Source organism: Orbus sasakiae, assembly GCF_039542345.1.
Classification (GTDB): Bacteria; Pseudomonadota; Gammaproteobacteria; order Enterobacterales; family Orbaceae; genus Orbus; species Orbus sasakiae.
Genome location: NZ_BAABHY010000001.1, coordinates 1,457,300 through 1,474,996 on the forward strand (window position 1 = coordinate 1,457,300; position 17,697 = coordinate 1,474,996).

A 17,697-nucleotide genomic window follows, 5' to 3' on the forward strand; every position below is an offset into this window, starting at 1 on the left:
AGCCTCCTATTTTTTTAACATGTGAGGCAAACGGTCTTGTAACACAAGTACTGGGACGGATTGGTGGGTTTGTTGCGGATAAACGTGATAAGTCACCTCAAGATTAGGATTATTAGCTTGTATAAGCATTTGCGCAAGCTCCTTTGTATTATCAACCATTCGACGATTTTGCATATGTTTTAACCGTAACTGCTTTTCAATATCAGATCTAAACCCCTCTTGTCCTGTTAATGACTGCTCATACTCCCCTACTGAAAGATGTAAAGTCACAGATGTATTCAATTGCTGTACATGTAATTGCTCAAGAAAATAAGTCGCTTCTTTCATAATGTAACGTCCACTAAACCAAATTGATGGACTTGATGCAATATAATCAGAGAATGCATCGGGTTGGGTGAATAAAGTATGTAATACAAATAGCCCACCATAGGAATGACCGAAGATAATTTGCTTATGATCATTAACATGATAATTTTTATAAACAAATGGTTTTAATTCTGTTTGCAAAAATGCTAAAAATTCATCTGCACCACCAAATGCTTTAGGAATATTAATTTGGCCATTTGATAAAATTTCGAGTGACAGCTCTGGCGGTTTAGGTAAATAATCTAAATCTCTACGACTTGTTGTTGGGTAATCAATTGAAACTATAATTGCTTGTTGACGAATCATCTCACTGGCATGCTTAAAAAAACTATCGCCATCAAGTAAATAAATCACTGGCCAGCCTTGAGAGGGAGCTTTAACTGATGGACTATAAATCGATAATTTGTAATCACCCAATTTTTTTGAATGAAATATTTTAATGGACGTTTTCCCTTCTAGTGATGGCGCAACGCTATAGCCATGTAATGACTTATCTGAACATCCCACAAAAAATAGTACACTGCTACATAACAGTAGCCAGTAAAGTAATTGACGTTGCATTTAGCGTTTACTCAAACATTTAATATAAAATAGCCCGCATAGCGGGCAAATTTTGATTTAAATAAATATAAAAACGATTCAATTAACCGTGTGTTTTTTCAAATTGCTTCATGAAATCAACCAAATAACTAACCCCTTTAATATCCATTGCATTATAAAGAGATGCACGCATACCACCGACAATCCGATGTCCTTTTATACCAATAATTCCAGCTTTAGTTGCCTCACTGACAAACAATTTATTCAATTCTTCAGTTGGCGCAACAAAAGGAACATTCATAATAGAACGATTAGCGGTAGCAATGTTGTTATGATAAAAATCAGAACTATCAATATACTGGTAAAGCATTGATGCTTTATGTTGATTGCGTTTTTCCATTTCAGCTAACCCCCCAAGTCGCTTGATCCATTTAAAAACAAGACCAGACATATACCAAGCAAATGTTGGGGGTGTATTGAACATTGAGTCATGTTTTGTTTCAACAGTATAATCTAACACTGACGGCAACATTTTATTGGCTTTCCCCAATAAATCATCACGAACAATAACGATTGTAATACCCGATGGCCCAATATTTTTTTGTGCACCTGCATAAATAATCCCATAACGTGAGACATCGATTGGTTTTGATAAAATGCATGAAGAATAGTCTGCTACAACGATTTTATCGTTATAATTGGGTTCTTCAAAAATCGCTAAACCATCAATTGTTTCATTGGGGCAATAATGTATATAACCTGCATCAGAATTGACGTTCCAATTAGCCATAGTTTGTAAGGCAATTTTACTCTCGTGTACCGTTTTAATATCAATACGATTGGCTTTACAATATTTTTCCGCTTCATCGGCAGCACATTTACTCCAATAACCGCTATCAATATAATCTGCACTGGTTTTGTTGCCTAAAATGTTTAACGGGACAGCCGCAAATTGCGCTCTAGCACCACCTTGTAAAAATAACACTTTATAGTTGTGTGGAATCTGCAAAATATCGCGTAAATCTTGTGTAGCCTCAATTGCACACTCATCAAAATCTTTACCTCGATGACTGAGTTCCATTACGGATGCTCCCGTATTGTTCCAATCTAAAAATTCAGCTTGTGCTTGTTTTAATACTTCTTGGGGAAGGATAGCTGGCCCCGCACTAAAATTATACGTTTTCATATTATGCAGCCCGTTTAATAAAATCATAAGTCGTTAACAAAGATCGGAAATTTCTATTTTAGTACAGAATTTTACAAAGGCAATGCAAAGCAATAATAATTATCTATCTTGAAAGATATTTTGCTAATTAAATATGTTGAGCTATAATTAGCAGTAATTTTATTACAGACCTAATTATTGCTTCTGGAGTTCATTATTTTTAAGCGCGTATCACAAGTTTATCGTAAGCTTTTTAGCCCTCAAATTGCCGAAAAATCATCCATGGAAACACTCTCAACTCTGCCATCTTTATCAGTTGAAAGTTCACCTGTAATGAAGATTATTACGCGTTCACAACATAATATCTCTCGGCAATCGATTAGCGAAAATGCCTTAAAAGTTTTGTACCGCTTAAATAAACAAGGATATGAAGCCTATCTCGTTGGGGGCTGTGTACGCGATTTACTGTTAGGTAAGACGCCTAAAGATTTCGATATCGCAACAAATGCAACGCCAGAACAGGTCCAAAAGTCATTCCGTAATTGTCGTTTAGTTGGTCGACGATTTCGCTTAGCGCATATTATGTTTGGTAAAGAGATCATTGAAGTGGCTACATTTCGGGGTGAACATGCCGATTTAAATGATAACGCAAGTGAAACGCAATTAGATACTAATGCATCAAAACGATCACAGGCAGGAATGTTACTGCGTGATAATGTTTATGGAACAATAGAACAAGATGCAGTTCGCCGCGATTTTACCATTAACAGTTTATATTATAGTGTCAAAGATTTTTCGATCAGAGATTACTGCAATGGTGTCGACGATCTCAAAAATGGGGTTATTCGCTTAATTGGCGATCCTAAAACACGTTATCAGGAAGATCCAGTGCGTATGTTGCGAGCGATTCGTTTTGCCGCAAAATTGGATATGACCATTGATGCTCAGTCGGCTGCACCGATTAAAAATTTAGCACCTTTACTAAAAAATATTCCTTCAGCGCGTTTATTTGATGAATCGCTTAAATTACTGCAAACGGGTTATGGTTATCAAACGTATTTATTGTTAAGAAAATATGGGTTATTTTCGCCACTTTTCCCAACAATATCGCGTTTATTATCAAGTCCCGAGCAACACACAAAATTGCATTTAAGTCATGCTGAACAGATGATTGAACAAACGCTTAAAAATACAGATTATCGTATTAGAAATAATCAACGAATTAACCCCGCATTTTTATTTGCAGCAATGCTGTGGTATCCATTATCAGAGCAGACTCAATCACTGATTTTAGAAAGTGGACTCACTTATCATGATGCTTTTGATCTTGCTATGCATGATATACTTGGTGAACAGTGTTCAACCATTTCTATACCAAAACGACTCACAGCGGTCATGTGCGATATTTGGCGATTACAACTTCGTTTGAATAAACGTAGTTTAAAACGAGTGAAAGCCGTTTTTGAGCATCCTAAATTTCGAGCAGGTTATGATTTACTTGAGTTACGCGCATCGATTGAAAAAGGTGAATTACTTGAATTAGCAACTTGGTGGGATGAATATCAGCACAGTGAACAAAGTAATCGAGAACAGATGATTACACAAGTCATTAGCGCTGAAAAGAAGCACAATAATAAATACCGAAAGTCTAAAAATACCCGGGCACGCTCAACCAATAAAAGTAGTCAATAAATAAAAATTGTCAGATGGCAAAGTTATTAGTTATCACTTTAACAATTTAACGCTATAATGTCGCGATTGAATTTACGAGGTGATTATAGCTAATTACGAATGAAAAAATTAACGCCATCTTTTATTGCTGTCACGGTATGTCTATCGATTTATAGTCAGGATAGTTTTGCAAATTCTGTTATTAAGACAGTATCGACTAACCAATGTCTTGTTGATGTTCCTGTTTACAATCGCCCCCTTGTTAAAGGTGATGTTAATAACCTACCCGTCGAAGTGTCCTCAGATACTTTCGAAGTATCCTTACCAAATCAAGCGATTTATAAAGGTAATGTTTCGGTAATACAAGGTAATCGTACAGTTAATTCAGACCAACTTATTTTAGATCAATCCGATAACAAAAATAGAAATATTGTTATTAACGGCCATATTGCTTATCAAGACGATTTAATCCAAATGAAAGGTGAACAAGCCGAAATGAATCTGGATACAAATGATATTCAAATTCAAAATAGTCAATATCATTTGGTTGGTCGATTGGGTCGAGGTAGTGCAGATAATATGCAGTTTACTGACAATCGTTATATTGTTTTAAATAATGGTAGTTTTACTTCTTGCCCAATCAATAACAGTAGTTGGAGCATTGAAGGTTCTGAGATTATTCATGACAATCAAGAACAACTGTTAGAGGTTTGGAATGCGGTATTTAGAGTTGGCCGTGTACCCGTGCTCTATTCTCCTTACCTACAATTACCAACAGGTGATAAACGTCGTTCAGGGTTATTAATGCCTACCCTATCTTATGATAGTATTGATGGTCTTGATGTTACATTACCATTATATTGGAATATTGCACCAAATTATGATGCCACATTTACGCCACGTTTTATTCAACGCCGTGGGGTGCAGTTACAGACTGAAATGCGATATTTGAATTATTTGGGACTTGGAACACTTGCATTTGACTGGCTAGAACACGATGATCTTTATAGCAAAGACCGCAAAGACACTAACAAAAGTGGTTATAGTAATAATAACTATCGCTGGTTATTCCACTGGAAAAATGAAGAATTAATTAACTATAACTGGCGTTTTTCTGTCGATGCAACAAGAGTAAGTGACAACCAATATATCAATGATTTAGGTTCTAAGTATGCGTCAGAAACAGATGGCTATTTAACACAACATTACCAAATTGGTTATACTGATGAATATTGGGATGTAGGTTTAAGTTATAAATATTTCCAAGCGTTAAGAGATAACATAAAAGATGATCTCTATCATACCGAGCCACAATTAAATATTCGCTATTATAATAATGATATTGAGGATTTTAGTTTTAATGCTTTTGGTCAAGTATCGCATTTTGTTAGTGCGGGTAAAGATAATCCTAAAACATGGCGTTTTCATATTGAGCCCACTGTTGACTACACCCTATTATCCTCATGGGCATCGGTGACGACACAAGCAGGGATATTGGCGACCCATTATAATCAAGACTTTACAGATGCTAGCCAAAATGCCAATTTGAAAAAAGATGTGAACCGTATTATGCCTAAATTTGGTATTGATGGTAAGGTTATTTTCGAGCGTGATACGAGCTTCTTTGATGGTTACACTCAAACTTTAGAACCACGAATTAAATACCTTTACATTCCATATCGTGACCAATCACAAATTGGTAATTATGATTCTTCATTACTACAATCTGATTATATTGGCTTATTTAGAGATCTGTCGTACAGTGGTTTAGACCGCATTGCTTCTGCAAATAAACTGTCAACAGGTGTGACAACTCGTTTTTATAACGAAAACAAAGTTGAAAAATTTAATTTATCCATAGGGCAAATTTATTATTTTGAAAAATCAAGAACGGGCGATAGTGCTTCCTATCTTGATCGCAATAGTGATACGGGTAGTGTTACGTGGGCGACAGATGCATTTTGGCGAATCAATAAAGATATGATTTTCCGTAGTGGTATGCAATATGATACACGTATTAATGAAGTCGCACTGGCAAATGCGATTTTTGAATATCGCAAAGCAGAAGACAAATTAATCCAATTATCTTACCGCTATGCGAACAAAAACTATATTGATAGCATTGGTATTTCCAATAAATCGACACCTTACCACCAACAAAATATCTCGCAAATGGGTATTATGTCAGCATGGCCAATCACTGAGAGTGTGAGTGTTGTAGGTTCATTATTTTATGATTTAAATAATGGTCAAACTGCAGATAGCTTTGTCGGTGTTCATTATGCCGACTGTTGTTGGGGGGTGAGCCTGCAATATGGTCGTAAAATTACTGACTGGAATAATGTTTCAAGGGAAAGTCAGTATGAAAATAAATTCTCGATTAATTTTGAGCTGCGTGGACTAACCAAAAACAATAACTCGACAGCAAAGATGTTGGATTTTGGTCTACTACCGTATAAAACCGCATTTGAAGAAGATTACGGAACTAATTAATCAATTTGTTGTCTAATTAATTATGATATTAACATGATAAAACTACAGAAAATGACTAAAAAATTACTCGCTATTTTGTTTGTGACTTTGTTTATACCTTTAACTGTTAATGCTGCACCTCGTGTCGTTGAGAGTGTCGTTGCAGTAGTTAACAATAATGTGATTTTAGAAAGTGATGTTAATGATATGCTCAAAAATATCAAAGCAACCACCGACCCTAAAAACTTACCCGATGACGCAACATTAAAACATCAAATTATTGAACGTTTAATTATTGAAAATCTTATTTTACAGCAAGCAAGTAAATCAAAAATCACCGTAAGTGATGAAGAATTAACGGAAACAATCCGAAATATTGCTAAAGAAAATGGGATGACACTTGATGAATTACGTGGTTATTTATCAAGTGTTGGTGTGAGTTATTCAAGTTATCGTGATAAAATGCGTACCGATATGATGATTGATCATACACGGATGAATGAAGTTCGACAACGAATCACTATCAGTGATAAAGAAGTTGAAGATTTAGCCAATACCATTGCAAAACAACCAACGAATAACCGTGAAATCAATATTAGTCATATCCTGATTTCAATTCCTGAAAACCCGACTAAAAAACAGCTTGATGATGCGACAGCCAAAGCAAAAGATGTGATAACTCGTCTACAAAAAGGCGAAAGCTTTGCTAAACTTGCAGCATCATATTCTAATGATGATAATGCGCTAAAAGGTGGTAGTATGGGTTGGCATAAACTCAATGAATTACCATCAATCTTTGAAGAACGATTAGTACGTGCTCAAAAAGGCGATATTATTGGCCCATTACGTTCAGGTGTTGGTTATCATATTTTAAAAGTTGATGGCACACGCGCTGAAGCAGCAAAAACGGTTACTGTACAAGAAGTTAATGCTAAACATATTCTCATTAAAACGAATGTCTTAGTGACGGATGAAATGGCTAAACAAAAACTCCTTGATATCCGCCAATCGATTAAAGATGGAACAACCACATTTGAATCAGCAGCTAAAACTTACTCAGAAGACCCTGGTTCAGCAGATAAAGGTGGCGCACTAGGTTGGAATAACCCAGATCGATATGATCCAGCATTTAAAAAAGGTTTAGCTAAACTAAAGAAAGGTGAAATTAGTCAACCAATCAAATCTGCTTTTGGCTGGCATTTAATTGAACTTATTGATAGACGCAATGTTGACCGAACTGATCTGGCTCAAAAAGATCAGGCTTATCGTTTGATATTTAATCGTAAGTTTACAGAAGAATTGCAAGTATGGGTTCAAGAACTTCGGGGTGATGCCTACATTAAAATTATAGGCGAAGAAAATTAATAATGAATAAACGTGTACACCAAGGCCATTTCGCTCGCAAGCGATTTGGCCAAAATTTTTTACAAGATGATTCCGTCATTGAAAACATTGTAGCAGCTATTCAACCTAAAAATGATCAAGCGCTTGTTGAAATTGGCCCAGGCCTTGCTGCCCTTACGCTACCGGTCAGTGATCGCATTGATCATCTCACTGTGATTGAAATTGATAGAGACCTAGCCACTCGATTAATTGAAAATCCATTTTTAAAAAATAAATTAACCGTCATTGAACAAGATGCTATGACCATAGATTTTACAGCGTTATCAAAAAAACTAGGTCAACCGTTGAGAGTATTTGGTAATTTACCTTATAACATTTCAACACCACTTATGTTTCATTTATTTGAATACACACATGCTATTAGCGATATGCATTTCATGTTACAAAAAGAAGTAGTTAACCGCTTAGTTGCTGCACCTAATTCAAAAACGTATGGTCGGCTTAGTGTGATGGCTCAATATTATTGCCAAATTATTCCAGTACTTGAAGTTCCACCTTCAGCATTCAAGCCTGCACCGAAAGTTGATTCAGCAGTAGTGAAATTAATTCCACATAAAAATATTCCATACCCTGTTGAGGATATTAAGTCTTTATCACGCATAACAACAGCTGCATTTAATCAACGTCGTAAAACGATTAGAAATAGTTTAGAACACTTTTTTAATGCAGAGCAATTAACTAAGCTTAATATTAACCTTGATTTGCGAGCCGAAAATCTTAGCCTACAGCAATATTGCGAATTGGCTAATGCACATAGCGCAATGAGCCAATAATCATGGCAAATTTACTCATTGGTGATATTCACGGTTGTTATAATGAGTTTATGCGTGTGCTAGAAAAAGCAGATTTTAACCAGAATGATACTATTTGGTTAACTGGTGACTTAGTGGCAAGAGGTCCAAATTCACTTGATGTTCTTCGTTTTGTTAAACAACATAGCCAGCAAATTCGCTTAACATTAGGGAATCATGATATTCATCTTCTCGCCGTTTATGCTGGGATTGCAAAAAACCATAAAAAAGATCACATTAGTCAAATTTTTGCCGCTGAAGACTGTGATGAATTAATTGATTGGTTACGCAAGCAGCCCTTAATACAGGTTGATGAATCGTTAAATTTAATCATGGCACACGCTGGAATTTCACCACAATGGGATTTGGAAACAGCATTAAAATGTGCCAGAGATCTTAGTCTCGTATTATCAAGCGATACCTATCCGGTTTTTCTTGATGCGATGTATGGTGATTTCCCAGATTCTTGGAGTGATGAATTAAGTGGCCTTGACCGATTGCGTTATATTGCAAATGCGTTTACAAGAATGCGCTATTGCTATGAAGACGGTCGACTTGATTTTTATTGCAAAGATTCACCGGCTGATGCACCAAGTAAATTAAAACCATGGTTTTTATTACCTTCAAAAATTCCATCCCAATATAGTATAGCATTTGGTCACTGGGCCTCGTTAAAAGGTAAAGGAACGCCTGAACAAATCTATGCGCTTGATACAGGTTGCTGTTGGGGAGGAAAGCTTACTTGCCTAAGATGGGAAGATAAGCAATATTTTAAGAAACGTAATAAAGATCATAAATTTGATTAAACTAAAATAACGAATATCGACACCTTCCTACACAATAAATTTCTGCGTTACGCTTATCTATGATAGGATGCTCATGAAAGGTGGTTGTGTTATCTTCACACAATTATTGTAACAATAAATAAAACAATAGGCTGTAAGTCGAAAGACTTACCCCAAATTGTGTCAAAAACATCCTTTAACATATTATTTTGACAACATTGGGAATCTTCATAATAACGATGACTTGATAGGGTTTTACTATGTCTTTTTGGCGCGCAATTGGAACCGGTATTAAATATATTTGGAAAACCATTAACGTAATTAGAGAGATTTTTTTAAATCTCATATTTTTTGTTATTATTTTAATGCTGATAGGGCTGTTAAGCGATTCAAGCGGTACCAGCTCAACACCACAAAATGGTGTATTAGTACTGGATATTGAAGGGATTATTGTTGATGTCACAACAAGTGATCAAGAACTTTATAATATCACTAAAAAACTCAATAATGATAAACCTGATTTGACTCGTGAAAATAGTTTATTTGAACTTACTCAAAAAATTGATCAAGCAACGAATGATCCCGGAATTAAGGGGATTATATTAAAATTAGATAATTTTGCAGGAGCAGATCTCCCTGCCTTACAATATTTAGCTAAATATTTAATGGCATTCAAAGATGCGGGTAAACCGATTTATGCTGTTGGTAGTAGTTTTGATCAAAAACAGTATTATCTAGCAAGTATTGCAAACGAGATCTATTTAATCAATCAAGGTAGCGTATCGTTGTATGGTTTTGCGACAAATAATTTCTATTTTAAATCGTTATTTGATAACTTGAAAATTAATACCCATGTATTTAGAGTTGGCACCTATAAATCAGCCATTGAGCCTTTTATTCGCGACGACATGTCTGATGCTGCAAAACAAAATACTACGCGTTGGCTAACCACAATGTGGGGCAATTATTTACATGAAATCGCTGATTATCGAGGTTTAGAAACCGATGATTTAGTGCCTGCGCCAAAAATAATGTTATCTCGTTTAAAATCCGTATCTGGTAGTATGAGTGAGTATGCATTGGACAATGGTATTGTTGATAAAGTGCTTTCATCTTATCAAGCGAATACAATTTTAGATGCCAGTTTTAACTATGCCCCACAGCTCAGTATTTACAACTACCAGCTGTTTCCAAACAGAATGCGCTCATTTAACAACCAATTAACATCATCAAAAGTGACTAAACCTCTTATTGCAGTGGTATTTGTTGATGGTACGATAAGTACTGGAAAATCGGCTAGTAATATTGCTGGTAGTGATACTATCGCCAATCAATTAAGAGAAATTGGTAATAACAATAATGTTCATGCCGTTGTTTTACGAATTAATAGCCCGGGCGGTGGTGTTTATGCTTCTGAAGCAATTAGAAGTGAAATTGTGAGTTTAAGACAAAAAGACATTCCTGTTGTAGTCTCAATGGGGGGGATGGCTGCATCTGGCGGATATTGGATTGCCACTCAATCTGATTATATCATTGCTAACCCTAATACCATAACGGGTTCAATTGGTATATTTGGTGTTATACCAACGTTTGAAAAATCATTAGCTCATATTGGTGTTTACACCGATGGCGTTTCAACATCCCCCTTGGCTGATGTCAATGTTGCACAAGACTTGCCTGATGAAGTTAACCAACTTATTCAAATGAACATCGAAAATGGTTATGATAATTTTGTCTCATTAGTGGCAGAATCCCGCATGATGTCATATGACAGTGTTGATCACATTGCACAAGGTCAAGTATGGCTTGGGCAAGAAGCAAAATCAATTGGCCTTGTTGATCAATTAGGTGATTTTGATGACGCAATTGTGAAAGCGGCGGAATTAGCAGGTTTATCAGAGTATACTATCGATTGGCAAAAACAAGAAAGTAGTTTACTGGTTGAACTATTTGGTGGCTACTCTGCGCTTTTACCAAAATCAGCGTTAGAGCTTATTTATCAGCAACTACCAGCTTCTCACCAATTACAACAGCATCTTGCTTTTTGGGATAATTTGACAGACCCACAAAATCGATATGTTTACTGTTTAAATTGTTCAGACATAAAATAAAGACAAAAGAATGGGCGCTTGAAATCAGCGCCCATTTTATATTGGTCATCAAAAAAATAAATTACAATAAATCGCTATACTGCTGCTTAGTGTTAGTATCCCAAACACTCGATTGAACTTGACCAATATGTTTTAATTGGAGAAGTAACATAGCAAGTCGTGATTGTCCAATACCACCACCAATTGTTTGTAATAATTGACCATTCATTAACGCTTTGTGCCAATCATATTGTAAACGGCCTTCATCATTCGTTAATTTGAGCTGTTTTTCCAATGCGGCAGGATCGACGCGAATTCCCATAGATGAAACTTCAAAAGCACTATTAAGAACCGGATTCCAAACAATAATATCGCCATTTAACCCTAAATGACCTTCTTCATTTTTAGTACTCCAGTCATCATAATCGGGAGCACGAACATCATGCTTTTCATTATTCGATAAATCACCACCAATCCCAATGATAAAGACAGCACCATACTCTTTAGCAATCGCATTTTCACGTTCTTTTGCCGAAAAAGTAGGATAACGTTGTAATAAACTTTCGCTATCTATAAATGTAATAGTTTGTGGTAAAAATGGTGTTAATCCGTATTGTTGAGCCACTTTTGCTTCTGTTTGTTTTAACGCTTGGTAAATGTTTTCAACGGTTGATTTTAAAAACGCAATAGTACGATCTTGAGCTGAAATAACTTTTTCCCAATCCCATTGATCAACGTATACAGAATGAATTGGTGATAACATATCTTCGTCAGGACGTAATGCTTTCATATTGGTATATAAGCCTTCACCCACAGAGAAATGATTAAGACTTAGTGTTTTACGTTTCCATTTTGCTAATGAGTGAACGACTTCAAAACTCGCGTCTGGAATACATTTTACTTTTACCTGTACGGCTTTTTCGCTACCGGATAGATTGTCTTGCACACCATCACCAATTTGGCTCAAAATCGGAGCCTGCACTTCGATGAGTGATAGTTTATCGGCAAGTTCTTGAGCAAAAAATGATTTCACAAAAGAGATTCGTTGTTGTCTTTCTTTAAATGAGAGCTGCATACTATTCCTTAAAATACCTATCTATATCAATAAATTTAATGCAATAAAATAAACCAGAAAACAGAATTATTCAAATTAATCTCATTTATATTTATGCAATTTAGCAAGTTAACACATAAATAACGATAAAAACCTGTGATTGATTCGTTCACTGTACTATCGTCAATGGTCAATTTAACCATATGAAACGGCCGACCTACTCATCAAATGATGTTAGTCATCACGACATAAAAAAGGTGCTTAATAAAAGCACCTTAATCATACACAATAGATAAGCCTTATTTAGCCACTTTTCTCAATACAATCGTAGCATTCGTACCACCAAAACCAAAGCTATTTGACATTACGGTTGTCAGCTCACGTTGCGTTGGTTCAGTAATTACGTTCATACCTTTGGCAGCTTCATCAAGTTCATCAATATTGATACTTGGTGTAATGAAGTTATTTTCTAGCATTAATAATGAGTAAATCACTTCTTGTGCACCTGTCGCACTTAATGAATGACCAGTCATTGATTTGGTTGATGAAATTGCAGGAACATTATCACCAAAAGCCTCTTTAATTGCCCATAACTCTTTCACATCACCAACTGGCGTTGATGTACCATGCGTATTAATATAATCAATTGGTGTGTCAACATCTGCTGTAGCAAGTTGCATACAACGTAGTGCACCTTCACCTGATGGTGAAACCATATCATAACCATCTGATGTAGCAGCATACCCGACAATTTCACCATAAATGTGCGCACCACGAGCAAGTGCATGTTCAAGCTCTTCGACAACAACCATGCCTGCCCCGCCAGCAATAACAAACCCATCTCGGTTTGCATCATAAGCGCGTGATGCTTTTTCTGGCGTGTCATTATATTTGGTAGAAAGCGCGCCCATTGCATCAAATTCACAAGACATTTCCCAGCAAAGCTCTTCACCGCCGCCAGCAAATACCACATCTTGTTTCCCTAATTGAATCAATTCTGCAGCATGCCCAATACAGTGTACTGATGTTGCACAAGCTGACGTCATTGAATAACTCACACCTTTAATTTGGAATGGTGTTGCAAGACAAGCCGAAATTGCTGATGACATTGATTTGGTAACTGCATAAGGTCCAACGCCTCGTAGCCCCTTTTCTTTCATGCCCGCCACAACAGCATATTGTGTTTTTGTTGAACCACCGTAACCGGCAATTAAGCCTGTTCTTGGATTTGATACTTGTTCTGGTGTTAACTTAGAATCTTCAATAGCTTGTTGCATTGCAAGATAACCATAGATTGAAGCATCGTTCATAAAACGAACGATTTTACGGTCAATTAAACCTGTTGTATCAAGTTTGACATTCCCCCACACATGACTACGCATACCGCTGTCTTTCATCTCTTGTGAGAACGTAATTCCGCTTTTACCTACTTTTAACGACGCTAATACTTCTTCTTTATTATTACCAATACTTGACAAAATACCTAAACCGGTTATCACAACTCGTTTCATTAACTTAAAGCTCCGCTTAATTAAAGATAATACATCTCATGTATCAAAAATTGTGCTAATTATAGCGTACACTTGTAAGCTGAACAACCACAATTACGATTTATTTTTTTAAATTTTATACAAATGATTCCCTTTAAACCACGTAAAGATTCACTTTATTGATAAAATCAAATTATCAAGAAACATGAACACTTGTTAGCTGATTATTCAAACCGAGATGAAAGTCACTCTTCACAATGAGCGATAATAATTTAATAATGTATAATTAATGCTTTAATTTTAAACAAAAAAATAGCCAAAAGCTTGCTATTGCAGACGATTATACCTATAACCGATGATTTTACTTTCATCGATATATGCTATGATAAGCATCACCTTTTATTGCCTAAATGCAAACCGATATGTCAATGTATAAGCCAAACCATCATTTAAAGGGATTTTCAAAACAACATGCTGGCGAGCTCACCATTTTAGTCGGCGATCCCGCTAGAGTAACCCTCTTTACAGAACTTTTAACTAATCCACAAACCATTGTCAATAATAGAGAATTTGTTGGCGTCAGCGGCCTATTTTCTGGTAAACCGGTTTCAATAATGTCGACAGGAATAGGAAGCGGTTCAACTGAAATAGCCGTCATTGAATTAATTGCCTGTGGTGCAAAACGCTTAGTTAGGGTTGGTGGTTGTGGCGCATGGCAAGATCATGTTCATCCTGGTGATATCATCATGAATAATGCAATGGCAAGAACGTCTGGCATGCTAAACAGTTATGTACCTGATAGCTACCCTGCCGCAGCTTGTCCCATTTTATTTAACACAATTTATCAAACATTAATATCGCAAGGTCGTACGGTACATAGTGGTATTGGTTTGACGACTGAGGGATTTTATCAATCACAAGGTCGGGATCTGAATTTATTTGGTCAGCAAGAAGCGCAACAACAGCTGGAATACTGGAAAATGCGTCGAATATTAAATGCTGAAATGGAAACGGCAGTAATCTACTTACTTGCATCTCTTTATGGCATTCCAGCAGCAAACTGCCTTGTCGCTCACGTTACTCGTAAAGATAATGCATGGGTTGCAGATTTAGATTATCAAACTCTACATAAAGCCGCTGCAAAAGCAGTCATTGAATCAATTATTAATTCTATTGAGTAAGGTTAACAAAATGGAACAACAGAAAATTGAACAGTCAAATATTACTCCGACTTATCAACGACGGGTATTACGAAGTGCAATGATGGGATTAGGACTTGAAGGAATGGATATTATGTTCCTGTCATTTGCTCTATCATCAATTATTACTACCTTTGGCATTAGTTCTGCTCAAGCGGGTTTAATTGCTACTGTAACCAATCTCGGTATGTTGGCTGGTGGTGTTATTTTTGGTTTACTCGCCGATAAATATGGTCGCGTTAAAATTTTTACATATACAATTTTTTTATTTGCCATCGCAACAGCATTAACAGCGTTTGCAACTAATATTTATTGGGTATATGTTTTACGTTTTTTAGCGGGTGTTGGTGGGGGTGGCGAATTCGGGATAGGTATGGCTATGGTTGCAGATGTCTACGCTGCCAATAAACGAGGGCGAGCCTCTTCAATGATTTCATTAGGTGGTCAAGCGGGGGCAGTCGCCGCCGCTGTCCTTGCTGCTTTTATTATTCCATGGCTAGGCTGGCGGGCATTATTTATTATTGGGATTGTTCCGGTATTTTGGATCTATTTTGTCCGTAAACACCTCGCAGAAACACCCGCTTGGCTTGATCAACGCAAAAAGAAAGTCACCGAGCAAATCTCAATTAGTACCCTATTTTGCACGCCTCAAACCACTTTCACAACAATAGCCTTAACCGTCATGGCGGCAGTCCAAGTCGCGGGCTATTACGGTTTAATGAATTGGTTACCCTCAATTTTACAAAAACAGCTTGGATTATCTGTAACAGGATCTTCACTCTGGATGATAAGTACCATTGTTGGTATGTGCCTTGGTATGATTACTTTTGGTCAAATTATGGATAGATTAGGTGCCAAACGTGCATATCCACTCTTTTTAATTGCTGCGGGTATTTCAATTTTTGTCTATGTTTATATTTCAAATAGTGTTGCATTATTAATAGGCGGTACGGTTGTTGGATTTTTTGTGAATGGCATGAGTGCTGGTTATGGTGCATTAATTAGCAACCATTATCCGACTGCAATTCGCAGTACCGCAAACAATGTGATATTCAATACTGGCCGTGCTATTGGCGGGTTCTCACCGTTTATTATTGGCTATTTTTTAGAATATCATTCCATGCTAATTGCCATGACATTTTTAGCTGCACTTTATGCATTATCATTGATCATGATAATTTTATTACCGAGTATGATCTCACATAAAAATTAACTGCAATGACATTAAAGGGGCTAAATTGGCCCCTTATTTTGTTACTGATTTAAAGTATGCTAAGATGTCGCGAAATTTATTTATAGCGAAAGAGGATTATTTTGCACCAGTCACTTCAAGATTTTATCATTGACAAAATTGATGATTTAAAAGGAACAGATATCGTCACCGTTGACGTAAGAGGTAAATCAAGTGTTACTGATTATATGATTATCTGTACAGGAACGTCGAGCCGTCATGTGGGTTCAATAGCGGGTCATTTAATTGACGAAGCCAAAAAAAACAGTTATTTAGTGTTAGGTTCTGAAGGTCAAAATGACGCAGATTGGGTTGTTGTTGACATGGATTCAGTCATGGTTCACATCATGCAACAAGAAAGTCGACAATTGTACGAACTTGAAAAACTCTGGGCCTAATAACTGATGAAAATCCAGCTTGTTGCCGTTGGTACAAAAATGCCAAAGTGGGTAACGACAGCGTTTGATGATTATTCAGCACGCTTCCCAAAAGATATGCCTTTTGAACTCATTGAAATTTCGGCTGGTAAACGAACAAAAAATGCCGATATTGCGCGTATTCTTGATAAAGAAGGTGAACACATGCTAGCAAGCTGTGGTAAAGGTAACCGTATAGTTACGCTCGATATTCCCGGCAAGCCTTATACCACCCCTGATTTGGCACAGCAGCTTGAGAAATGGAAAACAGATGGTCGTGATGTAAGTCTGCTTATTGGTGGCCCTGAAGGGTTGTCACCAGCATGTAAAGCAGCTGCCGAACAAAGCTGGTCATTATCACCATTGACATTGCCACACCCACTTGTGCGTGTCATCGTTGCTGAAAGTTTATATCGAGCATGGAGCATTACAACTAATCACCCTTATCACCGAGAATAATATAATGAATTCAATTATTTTAGACTTACAAATAGTCAGCGAAAATCATGAAAACTTGCCAACTGAAGCTCAAATTAATCAATGGCTAAATGTTATTCTCCCCCCTTTTATGCCCAATGCTGAGCTCACAATCCGAATTGTTGATCAAGCGGAAAGTCAGCAGCTTAATCATACATATCGACAAAAAAATAAACCGACAAATGTACTATCGTTCCCTTTTGAGTCCCCTGTCGAAATGGAAACACCATTATTAGGCGATTTAATCATTTGTAAACAGATCATTGAACAAGAAGCACAAGAACAACATAAATCATTGACTTCACATTGGGCACACATGATAGTGCATGGTTGCCTTCATTTACTTGGTTATGACCATATTGATGACGATGAGGCTGAAGAGATGGAAGGCCTTGAAATTGAAATTATGGCAGAATTAGGATTCAGTAATCCTTACGAACCAATTTAAGATCAGTGTTCGTTATTTTTTTATCATAACCTATAATTATAGTGTAAAAATGGATGAGCGGTAATCTGCTCATTATTTATGCACCCAATTGTCAATTA

At 36.5% G+C, this 17,697-nt stretch carries 15 protein-coding genes; 11 read left to right on the plus strand and 4 right to left on the minus strand.

What is annotated here, in order from left to right; translation table 11 throughout:
• Nucleotides 1–6: 6 nt before the first annotated feature.
• The gene (locus ABEA36_RS06340; RefSeq protein ID WP_345489969.1) at nucleotides 7–927 is read right to left on the minus strand and encodes an alpha/beta hydrolase; all 921 of its coding nucleotides are present in this window, start codon (nucleotides 925–927) and stop codon (nucleotides 7–9) included.
• Nucleotides 928–1,009: 82 nt separating this feature from the next.
• Nucleotides 1,010–2,092: a 3-phosphoserine/phosphohydroxythreonine transaminase gene (gene serC, locus ABEA36_RS06345; protein ID WP_345489971.1), complete on the minus strand. Its 1,083-nt coding sequence runs from the start codon at nucleotides 2,090–2,092 to the stop codon at nucleotides 1,010–1,012.
• Between the two features lie 261 nt (nucleotides 2,093–2,353).
• Here serC and pcnB point away from each other — a divergent pair, with 261 nt between their 5' ends.
• The 6 genes from pcnB (at nucleotide 2,354) to sppA (ending at nucleotide 11,305) form a co-directional block, all read left to right on the plus strand.
• Nucleotides 2,354–3,763, plus strand: a complete 1,410-nt coding sequence (pcnB, locus tag ABEA36_RS06350; RefSeq protein WP_345489973.1) for a polynucleotide adenylyltransferase PcnB — start codon at nucleotides 2,354–2,356, stop codon at nucleotides 3,761–3,763.
• Nucleotides 3,764–3,862: 99 nt separating this feature from the next.
• On the plus strand, nucleotides 3,863–6,235 hold the full coding sequence (gene lptD, locus ABEA36_RS06355) for an LPS assembly protein LptD (RefSeq protein ID WP_345489975.1): 2,373 nt from the start codon (nucleotides 3,863–3,865) through the stop codon (nucleotides 6,233–6,235).
• A 51-nt stretch (nucleotides 6,236–6,286) separates the two neighbouring features.
• On the plus strand, nucleotides 6,287–7,579 hold the full coding sequence (gene surA / locus ABEA36_RS06360; RefSeq protein ID WP_345490895.1) for a peptidylprolyl isomerase SurA: 1,293 nt from the start codon (nucleotides 6,287–6,289) through the stop codon (nucleotides 7,577–7,579).
• 2 nt (nucleotides 7,580–7,581) lie between these two features.
• Nucleotides 7,582–8,391 (plus strand): 16S rRNA (adenine(1518)-N(6)/adenine(1519)-N(6))-dimethyltransferase RsmA, encoded by an 810-nt coding sequence (gene rsmA, locus ABEA36_RS06365; protein ID WP_345489977.1) that lies wholly within the window; start codon nucleotides 7,582–7,584, stop codon nucleotides 8,389–8,391.
• Nucleotides 8,392–8,393: 2 nt separating this feature from the next.
• A complete protein-coding gene (gene apaH / locus ABEA36_RS06370; protein ID WP_345489979.1) occupies nucleotides 8,394–9,215 on the plus strand; it encodes a bis(5'-nucleosyl)-tetraphosphatase (symmetrical) ApaH in 822 nt (273 codons plus the stop codon).
• Between the two features lie 239 nt (nucleotides 9,216–9,454).
• Nucleotides 9,455–11,305, plus strand: coding sequence for a signal peptide peptidase SppA (gene sppA / locus ABEA36_RS06375; protein ID WP_345489982.1), 1,851 nt, complete (start codon nucleotides 9,455–9,457; stop codon nucleotides 11,303–11,305).
• A gap of 61 nt (nucleotides 11,306–11,366) precedes the next feature.
• Here the strand turns inward: sppA and asnA are convergent, their stop codons facing one another.
• Nucleotides 11,367–12,359 (minus strand): aspartate--ammonia ligase, encoded by a 993-nt coding sequence (asnA, locus tag ABEA36_RS06380; RefSeq protein ID WP_345489984.1) that lies wholly within the window; start codon nucleotides 12,357–12,359, stop codon nucleotides 11,367–11,369.
• A 278-nt stretch (nucleotides 12,360–12,637) separates the two neighbouring features.
• Nucleotides 12,638–13,849 (minus strand): beta-ketoacyl-ACP synthase I, encoded by a 1,212-nt coding sequence (gene fabB, locus ABEA36_RS06385; RefSeq protein ID WP_345489986.1) that lies wholly within the window; start codon nucleotides 13,847–13,849, stop codon nucleotides 12,638–12,640.
• A 401-nt stretch (nucleotides 13,850–14,250) separates the two neighbouring features.
• Here fabB and ABEA36_RS06390 point away from each other — a divergent pair, with 401 nt between their 5' ends.
• The 5 genes from ABEA36_RS06390 to ybeY all read left to right on the plus strand — a co-directional run bounded on the left by ABEA36_RS06390 (nucleotide 14,251) and on the right by ybeY (nucleotide 17,599).
• Entirely contained in the window at nucleotides 14,251–15,009 is a 759-nt protein-coding gene (locus ABEA36_RS06390; protein WP_345489988.1) for a nucleoside phosphorylase, read from the plus strand.
• Between the two features lie 10 nt (nucleotides 15,010–15,019).
• On the plus strand, nucleotides 15,020–16,240 hold the full coding sequence (locus tag ABEA36_RS06395) for an MFS transporter (protein ID WP_345489990.1): 1,221 nt from the start codon (nucleotides 15,020–15,022) through the stop codon (nucleotides 16,238–16,240).
• 98 nt (nucleotides 16,241–16,338) lie between these two features.
• Nucleotides 16,339–16,656 (plus strand): ribosome silencing factor, encoded by a 318-nt coding sequence (rsfS, locus tag ABEA36_RS06400; protein ID WP_345490897.1) that lies wholly within the window; start codon nucleotides 16,339–16,341, stop codon nucleotides 16,654–16,656.
• Between the two features lie 6 nt (nucleotides 16,657–16,662).
• Entirely contained in the window at nucleotides 16,663–17,133 is a 471-nt protein-coding gene (gene rlmH, locus ABEA36_RS06405; protein WP_345489991.1) for a 23S rRNA (pseudouridine(1915)-N(3))-methyltransferase RlmH, read from the plus strand.
• A 4-nt stretch (nucleotides 17,134–17,137) separates the two neighbouring features.
• The gene (gene ybeY, locus ABEA36_RS06410; protein ID WP_345489992.1) at nucleotides 17,138–17,599 is read left to right on the plus strand and encodes an rRNA maturation RNase YbeY; all 462 of its coding nucleotides are present in this window, start codon (nucleotides 17,138–17,140) and stop codon (nucleotides 17,597–17,599) included.
• Nucleotides 17,600–17,697: the final 98 nt, after the last annotated feature.

What these genes read in the sequence shown, in the direction of transcription:
- fabB (WP_345489986.1), bottom strand. Translation starts at nt 13,849, where the DNA reads ATGAAACGAGTTGTGATAACCGGTTTAGGTATTTTGTCAAGTATTGGT.
- surA (WP_345490895.1), top strand. Translation starts at nt 6,287, where the DNA reads ATGACTAAAAAATTACTCGCTATTTTGTTTGTGACTTTGTTTATACCT.
- ABEA36_RS06395 (WP_345489990.1), top strand. Translation starts at nt 15,020, where the DNA reads ATGGAACAACAGAAAATTGAACAGTCAAATATTACTCCGACTTATCAA.
- ABEA36_RS06390 (WP_345489988.1), top strand. Translation starts at nt 14,251, where the DNA reads ATGTCAATGTATAAGCCAAACCATCATTTAAAGGGATTTTCAAAACAA.
- rsmA (WP_345489977.1), top strand. Translation starts at nt 7,582, where the DNA reads ATGAATAAACGTGTACACCAAGGCCATTTCGCTCGCAAGCGATTTGGC.
- rlmH (WP_345489991.1), top strand. Translation starts at nt 16,663, where the DNA reads ATGAAAATCCAGCTTGTTGCCGTTGGTACAAAAATGCCAAAGTGGGTA.
- ybeY (WP_345489992.1), top strand. Translation starts at nt 17,138, where the DNA reads ATGAATTCAATTATTTTAGACTTACAAATAGTCAGCGAAAATCATGAA.
- lptD (WP_345489975.1), top strand. Translation starts at nt 3,863, where the DNA reads ATGAAAAAATTAACGCCATCTTTTATTGCTGTCACGGTATGTCTATCG.
- serC (WP_345489971.1), bottom strand. Translation starts at nt 2,092, where the DNA reads ATGAAAACGTATAATTTTAGTGCGGGGCCAGCTATCCTTCCCCAAGAA.
- pcnB (WP_345489973.1), top strand. Translation starts at nt 2,354, where the DNA reads ATGGAAACACTCTCAACTCTGCCATCTTTATCAGTTGAAAGTTCACCT.
- sppA (WP_345489982.1), top strand. Translation starts at nt 9,455, where the DNA reads ATGTCTTTTTGGCGCGCAATTGGAACCGGTATTAAATATATTTGGAAA.
- apaH (WP_345489979.1), top strand. Translation starts at nt 8,394, where the DNA reads ATGGCAAATTTACTCATTGGTGATATTCACGGTTGTTATAATGAGTTT.
- asnA (WP_345489984.1), bottom strand. Translation starts at nt 12,359, where the DNA reads ATGCAGCTCTCATTTAAAGAAAGACAACAACGAATCTCTTTTGTGAAA.
- ABEA36_RS06340 (WP_345489969.1), bottom strand. Translation starts at nt 927, where the DNA reads ATGCAACGTCAATTACTTTACTGGCTACTGTTATGTAGCAGTGTACTA.